General features: G+C 71.4%; 8 protein-coding genes. 6 read left to right on the plus strand and 2 right to left on the minus strand.

The window, feature by feature from the left end:
* The 5 genes from Q7W29_08865 to Q7W29_08885 form a co-directional block, all read left to right on the plus strand.
* Positions 1-271 (plus strand): SPOR domain-containing protein (locus Q7W29_08865; GenBank protein ID MDO9171927.1); only part of this gene is annotated, 271 nt, incomplete at its 5' end.
* Positions 271-1,503: a glycosyltransferase gene (locus tag Q7W29_08870; protein ID MDO9171928.1), complete on the plus strand. Its 1,233-nt coding sequence runs from the start codon at positions 271-273 to the stop codon at positions 1,501-1,503. The genes Q7W29_08865 and Q7W29_08870, both read left to right, overlap by 1 nt.
* Positions 1,500-2,354, plus strand: a complete 855-nt coding sequence (locus Q7W29_08875; protein MDO9171929.1) for a menaquinone biosynthesis protein — start codon at positions 1,500-1,502, stop codon at positions 2,352-2,354. The genes Q7W29_08870 and Q7W29_08875 overlap by 4 nt, the downstream gene beginning before the upstream one ends.
* A gap of 11 nt (positions 2,355-2,365) precedes the next feature.
* Positions 2,366-3,550 carry a cyclic dehypoxanthinyl futalosine synthase gene (gene mqnC, locus Q7W29_08880; protein MDO9171930.1) on the plus strand — a complete coding sequence of 395 codons (1,185 nt, stop codon included), beginning with the start codon at positions 2,366-2,368 and terminating at the stop codon, positions 3,548-3,550.
* A gap of 223 nt (positions 3,551-3,773) precedes the next feature.
* Entirely contained in the window at positions 3,774-4,556 is a 783-nt protein-coding gene (locus tag Q7W29_08885; protein ID MDO9171931.1) for a PAS domain-containing protein, read from the plus strand.
* Here Q7W29_08885 and Q7W29_08890 read toward each other — a convergent pair.
* Together Q7W29_08890 and Q7W29_08895 are read right to left on the minus strand one after the other, a co-directional pair.
* Positions 4,553-5,863, minus strand: a complete 1,311-nt coding sequence (locus tag Q7W29_08890; GenBank protein MDO9171932.1) for a hypothetical protein — start codon at positions 5,861-5,863, stop codon at positions 4,553-4,555. The genes Q7W29_08885 and Q7W29_08890 overlap by 4 nt on opposite strands.
* Before the next feature lie 53 nt (positions 5,864-5,916).
* Positions 5,917-7,104 carry a PLP-dependent aspartate aminotransferase family protein gene (locus tag Q7W29_08895; GenBank protein MDO9171933.1) on the minus strand — a complete coding sequence of 396 codons (1,188 nt, stop codon included), beginning with the start codon at positions 7,102-7,104 and terminating at the stop codon, positions 5,917-5,919.
* Positions 7,105-7,259: 155 nt separating this feature from the next.
* On the opposite strand from Q7W29_08895, the gene Q7W29_08900 reads away from it, so the two are divergent.
* Positions 7,260-9,099: S8 family serine peptidase (locus tag Q7W29_08900; protein MDO9171934.1), on the plus strand; the 1,840-nt coding region annotated here is incomplete at its 3' end.

Raw genomic sequence — 9,099 nt, forward strand, 5'->3', positions numbered from 1 at the left:
CCGCGAGTCGCCGTGGCTGCGCTCGGCGCTGGCCGCCGGCACCTACGTGCACGTCGGCTCGTTCCGCGACCTGGCACGCGGCGGCCACCTGGCCACGGAACTCGAGCGCCGCGGCTTCGCCGCCCACCTCCTGGACGCCCAGGTCAGCGGCGAGCGCTGGTTCCGGGTCTACATCGGCCCCTTCGCGACGCTCGAATCGGCCCAGCAGGCCGAGTCGCAGCTGCACGCCGACCGCCTCGCCGATTGGACGATGGTCGTCCGGATCCGCTGATGGGAGCGGCGCGCGGCGACGTCACGGCCGCGGCCCGCCCGCTCGCCGTCGCCCAGCTCGTCGAAGCCCTGGAGATGGGCGGGGCCGAGCGCCTCGCCGTCCAGATCGCCAACGCCCGCGCCGCCGCGGGCGACGCCTCCCACCTGATCGTGATGTCCGGCCCGGGTCCGCTGTCCGCGGCGGTGGACCCCCGCGTGGCCGTCCACTACCTGGGCTTCGCCCGCGCCTCGGTGCGCGCCCCGCTGCGCTTCGCCCTGTCCCTGCGGCGCGGCGAGCGGCTGCTCGCCCGGCGGATCGCCGCGGAAGGCATCCGGGTCGTGCAGTCGCACCTGCCGGGGGCCAACTTCTGGGGCCTGCTGCTGGCCCTGCGCGGTCGCTGCGCGGTGATCGCCACGGTCCACAACAACCGCGAGTTCGACTACGGCGACGCCGACCACCCCCTGCGCTCCCGGCTGCGCCGCGCAGCCTACCGCCAGATGCTGCGGCGCTGCGCGGCGGTGGTGGCCGTCTCCGAGGCGGTGGCCGCCTCCCTGCTGGAGGACCTGGGCGCGGGGCCGCGGGAGGCGGGTCGCCTGGTCGCGGTGCCCAACGGCGTGGCCGAACCCGAACCGCTGGACGCGGCCGCCCGGGCGGCGATCCGCGCCCGCTTCGGCGCCGCCCCCGGCGACCTGCTGGTGATGGCCGCGGGCCGCCACTGCGAGCAGAAGAACTTCGCGGCGCTGATCGAGGCGGCCGAACGCCTGCGCGCGATCGGCCTGCCCTTCCGCCTGGTGATCGCGGGCGACGGCCCCCTGCGCCCCGACCACGAGGCCCTGCGCGAACGCCTCGGCCTGGGCGACGCCGTGCAGCTCCCGGGCAACATCGCGGACTTCGCCCGCGTGCTGCAGGCGGCCGACGTCTTCGCGCTGCCGTCGCTGTGGGAAGGACTGCCGCTGGTCCTGCTGGAAGCCCTGGCCGCGGGCGCGCCCGTCGTGGGCACGGACATCGCCGGCGTGCGCGACGTGATCGTCGACAGTGAGAGCGGCCTGCTCGTCGCGCCCGGCGACCCGATCGCCCTCGCCGCCGCGATCGCGCTGCTGGCCGACCCGGAGCGGCGGGAGCGCCTGCGCGCGGGCGGCCTGGCCCTGGTCCGCGAGCGGTACTCCTTCGCGCGCGTCTCGCACACCCTGGGCGAACTGTACCGCCGCGCGGCGGACCGCCCCCGGCCCTCATCCCCGGAAAGACCGACATGACCTACCGCATCGCCGCCGTCTCCTTCCTGAACACCTGGCCCCTGATCGACGCGCTCGAGGAGCTGGCCCCGGAGCAGGTCCGCCTGACCAGCGCCGTCCCCAGCGCCCTGGCCGAGCTGCTGCACGCCGACGAGGCCGACGCGGCCCTGGTCCCGGTGGTCGAGTGGTTCCGCGGGGCGGGCGCCGAGATCGTGCCGGGCGTGGCCCTGGCCACCCACGGCCCCGTCGACAGCGTGAAGCTGTTCTCGAGGGTGCCGCCGACGGAGATCGCCGACGTGGTCGTGGACCGCGGCTCGCGCACCTCGGTGGCCCTGCTGCGCATCCTGTTCGCCGACCTCTACGGCGTGCAGCCGGACTTCAAGGTCGACGTGCCGCAGGTCGAGACCCTGCTGGACGAGCACGAGGCCGCCCTGGTCATCGGCGACCGCTGCTTCGCCGCCGAGAAGCGCTTCCGCGAGCAGGGCCGCGACGACGTCCACATCGTGGACCTGGGCGAGACCTGGCGCCAGATGACCGGCCTGCCCTTCGTCTTCGCCGTCTGGGTCCTGGGCCGCGGCTTCGCGGCGCGGGCGACGGCGGCCGAGCGCGACGGGCTCGTCGCCCTGCTGCGCGAGGCCCGCGACGTCGGCCTGACGCGGCTGGACCGCCTAGCCGCCCGCGCGGCCGCCGAGGGGCGCCTGGGGCCGGGCGGGGAGTGCTCCGCGGCCGCGCTCGCGGCCTATTTCGGCCGTTCGATGTGCTACCGGCTGGGCGAGGCGGAGCTGGCGGGCCTGCACCGTTTTCATACCCTGTGCGTCCGCCACCAGATCGTGCCCGCGGGGCGCGGGGCGGATCCGGCGTCCGCGGAGTGAGGGAGACCCCGATGTCCAGCCGACCGGCCCCGGTCGAGACCTACACGCTGCCGCGGCGCTCGTCGCCCGTGGCCCTGGAGCTGCTCGAGGAGGCGCTGACGCGTCGCCTGACCGGCGGCGAGCTGCTGCTGATGTTCGAGGAGGCGGCCCTGCACGACCTGGGCCGCACGGCCCACGCCCTGCGCCTGCAGCGCTGCGACCCCGAGCTGGTCACCTACGTCGTGGACCGCAACGTCACCTACACGAACCTCTGCTACGTCGACTGCGAGTTCTGCGCCTTCAACCGCCACAAGGGCGACGACGACGCCTACTGGCTGTCGCTCGACGAGATCCGCGCCAAGGTGCGCTCGGTCTTCGACGCCGGCGGCTCGCAGATCCTGCTGCAGGGCGGCCACCACCCGAACGAGAAGGTCGAGACCTACGAGACGCTGCTCGCGACGCTGAAGTCGGAGTTCCCGTCGCTGTGGATCCACGGCTTCTCGCCCAACGAGATCCAGCACTTCGCCAAGGTCTCGAAGCTGCCCACGCTCGAGGTGACCCGCCGCCTGCAGGCCGCCGGCCTGGACTCGATCCCCGGCGGCGGGGCCGAGATCCTCAACGACCGCGTCCGCGCCCTGCTGGCGCCGAAGAAGACGACCGCGCGGGAGTGGATCGAGATCATGGAGGAGGCCCACTACCTGGGCCTGCCGACCACCGCCACGATGATGTTCGCCCACGTCGAGACCTACCCCGAGCGCATCGAGCACCTGCTGCGCCTGCGCGAGAGCCAGGACCGCACCGGCGGCTACACCGCGTTCATCCCCTGGACCTTCCAGAGCGGCAGCACCCCGCTGTCGCGGAAGCCCGAACTCATGGCGCAGGTCGAGGCCCGCGGCTACCTGGGCGCCCAGGATTACCTGCGCACGCTGGCGATCGCGCGCATCGCCCTGGACAACTTCGCCAACATCCAGGCCTCGTGGGTGACCCAGGGCAAGAGCGTCGGCCAGCTGACGCTGCTGTTCGGCGCCAACGACCTCGGCTCGACGATGATGGAGGAGAGCGTCGTCTCGGCCGCGGGCACCACCCACCCGCTGACGCAGCGCGACCTGGACGGGATGATCCGGGGTGCCGGTTTCACGCCGGCCAGGCGCGACAACGGTTACCGCGTGCTGCAGGTGGGCGGCGGTGGCGGGGATCCGGGGGTGGCCGCCGGGTGATCGCAGACTAAGTTGTTGAATAACAAGCGTGTACTACCGCCATATCCTATTTGCCGACAATGTGTTTCATCTTGGCCTGATTATTGCCAGCAATTGTTCGACACTCCGAAGGACTCTTGGCGGGTCCGATCCCGATCGATCGGACGCTGAAACCCCATGAACGTCCCGTCGGCGACCCGCCGGAAGGGCCTCCTGGCTCCCTTGACGTTTCGGGAGGGCACGAATGGATTCCGAGTCCGCCCCCACCCTCAGCGAGCGCCGCCTGCTCGAATCCCAGCGTGTCGGAGAGATCGGCCACTGGGAGTATATCCTGGAGACCCGTCAGATCGTCTGGTCGGAGATGGTGTTCAAGATCTTCGGTCGTGATCCGGCTCTGGGTCCCCCGTCCGTCGAGGATGAGGCGCGGTACTACTCCCCGGAGGACGCTCGGTCGCTGCGGGAGCATGCCGCGTGGACGATCGAATCAGGCGAACCGTACGAACTGGAAGTGACGGCCAACCTGCCCGACGGTCGGGTCGTCGAACTCGGCGCTACCGGTTCGCCCGTCTACGGCCCCGACGGCCGCATGATCAGGCTGCTGGGGACGGTCCGGGACATCTCGCGGCGCAAGCGCGTGGAGAAGGCGCTCCAGGAGTGCCAGGTCTTCAACGAGACGCTGCTCAAGGCCATCCCGTTCCCGATGGACGTCGTCGACGAGGACGGACGTGTCGTCTTCATGAACAAGCTGCTCCGGGAACAGACCGCAGGGATGCCGCAGGGTGAGCGATGCTGGTCGACATACATGGACGACCGGCAGAGGTGCCCCGACTGTCCGCTCAGGCGGGCCGGACAGACGAACCAGACCTATGTGTTGGAGAGACCGGGCATGATGGGCGGGAAGGTCTTCCGGGTCGTTCACGTCGACATCTTGTACCAGAACAAACGGGCCCTGTTGAAGATCTTCATCGACCAGACCGAAACGTCTCCGAGGTCGGCCGGTCCCCTCACTTCCGCCGTGCCCGCTTAGAGCCCCGTGGTTTTGGGCCCTTGCCCGTTCGTCCCGTTCAGGTGCAGCCACTGGTCGCCGTAGACGGACCGCGGGAAGGCGTAGGGCGCCAGCCCGTGCAGGAACTGGCGCAGCTTCAGGGCCAGGTGGTTGGCATCGTGGGCGCCGTGGACGGTGCGCAGGAACCCCTCGAGCGTGTAGATCTGGATCTCCACCGGGAACCGGTACGGCGGCAGGCCGGGCTCGTCGTTGGGATGCAGGACGTCGAGATCCCCCTTGTAGACCTTGTAGCCCTGGCCGCTGTGGCGGTTCAGGCGGCGGCGGTCGCCGGTGAAGCCGATCGTGTCGGTGATGTTGCGCCACGAGACCGGGTTGCCCAGGACGTCGTTGAGCAGCGTCAGCAGCTCGAACACCGCGTCCTCGTCGTGGACGATGAACATCGCGCCGAGCAGGTCGGTGATCGCGTCGGGGTCGTTGATCCCCTTGCGGATCATCTTCGAGAGGATCGAGCCGCTGCTGTCGTGGTCCTTGGCGTCCCAGCGGCGACGCTCGATGACGCGGTGGCTGCCGTCGACGATCTCGTAGGAGATCGGGGTCACCGTGCGCTTGAAGCGGCAGTTGTAGTACAGCACGTCCAGGGAGACGCGGCGCCCGGCCGCCTCCCGCTCCAGGAACATCGAACGGAACTGCCAGCGCTCCTGGCCGGGCTGGGGGCGCAGGTTGTAGCGGATCGTCTCCCCGTCTGGTCCCAGCTCGAAGCCGATCTCCACCGTGTTGGTGTCCACGGCGCGCTTCCACAGCCCCTCGCGCAGCAGGCTCTCGATGTAGGCCTTGTGCCGCGGCCCCTGCTGGATGTGGCGGGAGTGGTCGATGTCCAGCAGGAGCTTCGCCAGGTAGAGCTTGCGCTGCGACTCGAAGCGGATGCGCGGGTCCTCGCGGCTGAACAGCAGCGACATCAGGGTGCGCAGGTCGTTGCAGGCGGTCACGGTGGCCTGCGGGCGCACGTGGGCCTGCGACGGGGCCGGCAGCAGGCCCACGAGGTCGCGCACGTAGGCGTCGGCCTCGGTCATCGACCGCATCAGGTCGGCGGCGCCGTGGCCGGTGCCCGCGGGCGTGCCGGGCGGGTTGAGCAGGCGGTTGATCTCGCCGCGGTAGGCCTCGTCGTCGTGCTCGATGCGCCGGGACATCTCGTGGAAGAAGCGGCCGACGCGCGAGGGGCGCTGGGTGAAGGTCGGGTCGAGAAGGGGGTGGGCCGTGTAGTCCACCGCCCAGGGGTCGCCGTTTTCTCGGGTCGAAAGGTGCGTGGCATCGACCCAGCGTTCGTACATCGGGTCCGCTTTCCTGGCCGCGGCGGGGGGCGGGCCCCTCCCCCGCCGCGACGCTAGATCATGTCCAGGGCACGCTCCAGGTCGGCCTGCAGGTCGGCCGCGTCCTCGCAGCCGACCGCCAGCCGGACCAGATCATCCGTGATATCGGCAGCTTTGCGCTCGGCCTGAGGGATCCCCGCGTGGGTCATCGAGGCGGGGTGCTCGATCAGGGATTCGATGCCGCCCAAGCTCACCGCCAGGGTCGGGATCTGCACGTTGTTGATGACCGTCTTGCCGGCCTCCAGGCCGCCGCGCACGCCGAAGGAGATGACCGCGCCGGGGCCGTCCATCTGCGAGGCGGCCAGGGCGTGCTGGGGGTGGCTCGCCAGGCCGGGGTAGCGCACCCAGGCGACCTTCGGGTGGTTCTCCAGGAAGGGCGCCAGGACCTGCGAGTTGGCCTGGGCCTTCTCCATGCGCAGGGCCAGCGTGCGCAGGCCGCGCAGCACCAGCCACGCCTGGTGGGGGTCCATCGTGCCGCCCATGTTCTTGTGGACCTTGGCCAGCCGCTTGAACAGCTCGGGGTCGCGGGCGGTGACGATGCCCGCCACGACGTCGGTGTGGCCGTTGATGAACTTGGTCATCGAGTGCAGGACGACGTCCGCGCCCATCTCCAGCGGGCGCTGCAGCAGGGGCGAGCAGAAGGTGTTGTCCACGCACAGCAGGGCGCCGCCCGCGTGCGCGATCTCGGCGCAGGCGCGGATGTCGGTCAGCTTCAGCGTGGGGTTCGAGGGGGTCTCGATGTAGACCAGCTTCGTCTCGGGACGCATCGCCCGCGCCACGTTCTGCGCGTCGGACGAGTCGACGAAGGTCGCGCTCACGCCGTAGCGCTTGTACTCGGTCTCCAGCACCATGCGCGACGGGCCGTACAGCGACTCGGTGGCCACGACGTGCGAGCCCTGGCCCAGCAGCGCGAAGTAGACGGTGTTGACCGCGGCCATGCCCGAGGCCGCGCCCAGCGCGCCGCAGCCGCCCTCCATCAGGGCGATCGCCTCTTCGAGGTGGTCGGTGGTCGGGTTGCCCAGGCGCGTGTAGATGTGGCCGGGGTCGCGGCCCGCGAAGCGGTCGGCGCCCTCGTCGGCGTCGCGGAAGCGGAAGGTGGAGGACTGGTAGATCGGGATGGACACGGCCCCGGTCTCGGGGTCCGGCCGCTGGCCGGCGTGGACCACCTTGGTGTGCATGCGCATCTTGGAGAGGTCGTGCATGGGGCTTCCTTTCGGGGGCGTCGGCATCCAGGGTCCTACACCGGGGCTTCGGGGCCGGTTCCGGCTTGTCGGGGGTCCGGCTCCTCCCTATAATAGGCCCCCCGCCCTCGAAGGCAAGACCCTCGAAAGTCCACGTTTTTTCTGGAGGTTCCGTGATGAAGGCGACCTCGACGGGCCGCAGGTTCCCGCTCGTCATGCTGGCGATGCTCGCCCTCGCGGCGACGACGTCCGTCGCGGCGGAGCGGCCGCGCGATCCCTGGCCCTACCTGCCCTCGGACGACATCGGCGCGGTCGACTGGCGCGCCGCCCATCCGACCTGGGACGGGCGCGGCGTCGTCATCGCGATCCTCGACACCGGGGTCGACGGCTACGCCCCGGGCCTGACCGCCACCTCCACCGGCGGCCAGAAGCTGCTCGACACCCGGGATTTTACCGACGAGGGCGTCTGGGAGGTCGTCGCGGTCGAGCTGGAAGACGACGCCTTCGTCCATCCCGACGGCATGCGCCTGGAGGGTGCGGCCGCCCTGGCGGTGGCCCCGCCGTCCGACGACAAGGCCTACCCGGTCTGGATGGGCGTCCTGGACGAGCCCCGCTTCCGCAACGTCGACGACCTGCAGGACACCAACGACGACGGCGATCGCACCGACCGCTTCGCGTTCCTGGTCTACGCGGCGCCGCGCGCCGCGGTCGAGGCGGCCCTGGGCGCCGGCCGCGGCCTGGACCTGCTGGCCGGCCTGAACGAGACGGCCGCCGCGACGGTCGCCGCCGAGCGCGAGGGCGCGCGGGTCTGGCTCGTGGTCGTGGACACCGACGGCGACGGCCGCCTCGACGACGAGCGCCCGCTGCGCGACTTCCGCGTCGACTGGGACCTGTTCGGTCTGCGCGGCCCCGACGCCCCGGACAGCCGCACGCTCATGGCCTGGTCGGTGAACGTGACCGCCAACGAGGACTGGCTGGGCGCCCCCGAGGCGCCGACCGTCTCCTTCCACCACGACTCCGGCTCCCACGGCTCGCACTGCGCCGGCATCGCCGCCGGCTGCGAGGTCGGCGGCCAGCCCGGGCTGCACGGCGCCGCGCCCGGCGCCTGGCTGATCTCCTGCAAGATCGGCGACAACCGCCTGTCCGGCGGGGCGACGCGCACCGAGACCATGAAGAAGGCCTTCGAGCACGCCGTCGACTTCGGCGAACGCTACGGCCTGCCGGTCGTGGTCAACATGAGCTTCGGCATCAACTCGGTGGAGGAGGGCGACGACACCATCGGCAAGTGGCTCGACGACCTGCTGGCCGAGCACCCCGAGTTCACCGTCTGCACCAGCAACGGCAACGAGGGCCCCGGCCTCTCCACCAGCGGCATCCCGGCGACCAGCCGCAGCCTGATCGCCTCGGGCGCCTACCTCTCGCGCGCCTCCGGCGAGGACCTCTACCAGGCCCGCCTGCCGCGCGCGACCCTGTTCGCTTTCTCCAGCCGCGGCGGCGAGGCGCCCAAGCCCGACGTCGTGGCGCCGGGCTCCGCGCTGTCGACCGTTCCCGGCTTCGTCGACGGCAGCGCCCGCTTCAACGGCACCAGCATGGCCTCGCCGCAGACCGCGGGCGCGGTCGCCTGCCTGCTGAGCGCGGCGGGGCAGGAAGGCCTCGAGGTCCACTGGGGCATGCTCAAGCGCGCCCTGATCGCCGGCGCCAAGCCGGTGCCCGGCCTGGCCCTGTTCGAGCAGGGCGGCGGCCTGGTCGACATCCGCGGCGCGTGGGACGTGCTGCGCCCCCTGGCCCTCAGCCGGTCGGCCCACCAGGTGCTTGACTGGGCCGTGTCGGTGGATTGCCCGTTCCAGTCCGACGGCAAGTCCTCGGCTGCGTACTGGCGCACGCCCGGCGGCGCGCCGGTCGCTCCGGAGCGCGTGACCTTCTCGGTGAAGCCGGTCTTCCACCCCGACCTGGGCCCCGACGAGAAGGACGCCTTCTTCCGCTCCTTCACCTTCAGCAGCGAAGCGCCCTGGCTGC

The sequence above is a fragment of the bacterium genome (assembly GCA_030654305.1).
GTDB lineage: Bacteria > Krumholzibacteriota > Krumholzibacteriia > LZORAL124-64-63 > LZORAL124-64-63 > PNOJ01.

What these genes read in the sequence shown, in the direction of transcription:
- Q7W29_08890 (MDO9171932.1), bottom strand. Translation starts at nt 5,863, where the DNA reads ATGTACGAACGCTGGGTCGATGCCACGCACCTTTCGACCCGAGAAAAC.
- Q7W29_08895 (MDO9171933.1), bottom strand. Translation starts at nt 7,104, where the DNA reads ATGCACGACCTCTCCAAGATGCGCATGCACACCAAGGTGGTCCACGCC.
- mqnC (MDO9171930.1), top strand. Translation starts at nt 2,366, where the DNA reads ATGTCCAGCCGACCGGCCCCGGTCGAGACCTACACGCTGCCGCGGCGC.
- Q7W29_08875 (MDO9171929.1), top strand. Translation starts at nt 1,500, where the DNA reads ATGACCTACCGCATCGCCGCCGTCTCCTTCCTGAACACCTGGCCCCTG.
- Q7W29_08885 (MDO9171931.1), top strand. Translation starts at nt 3,774, where the DNA reads ATGGATTCCGAGTCCGCCCCCACCCTCAGCGAGCGCCGCCTGCTCGAA.
- Q7W29_08870 (MDO9171928.1), top strand. Translation starts at nt 271, where the DNA reads ATGGGAGCGGCGCGCGGCGACGTCACGGCCGCGGCCCGCCCGCTCGCC.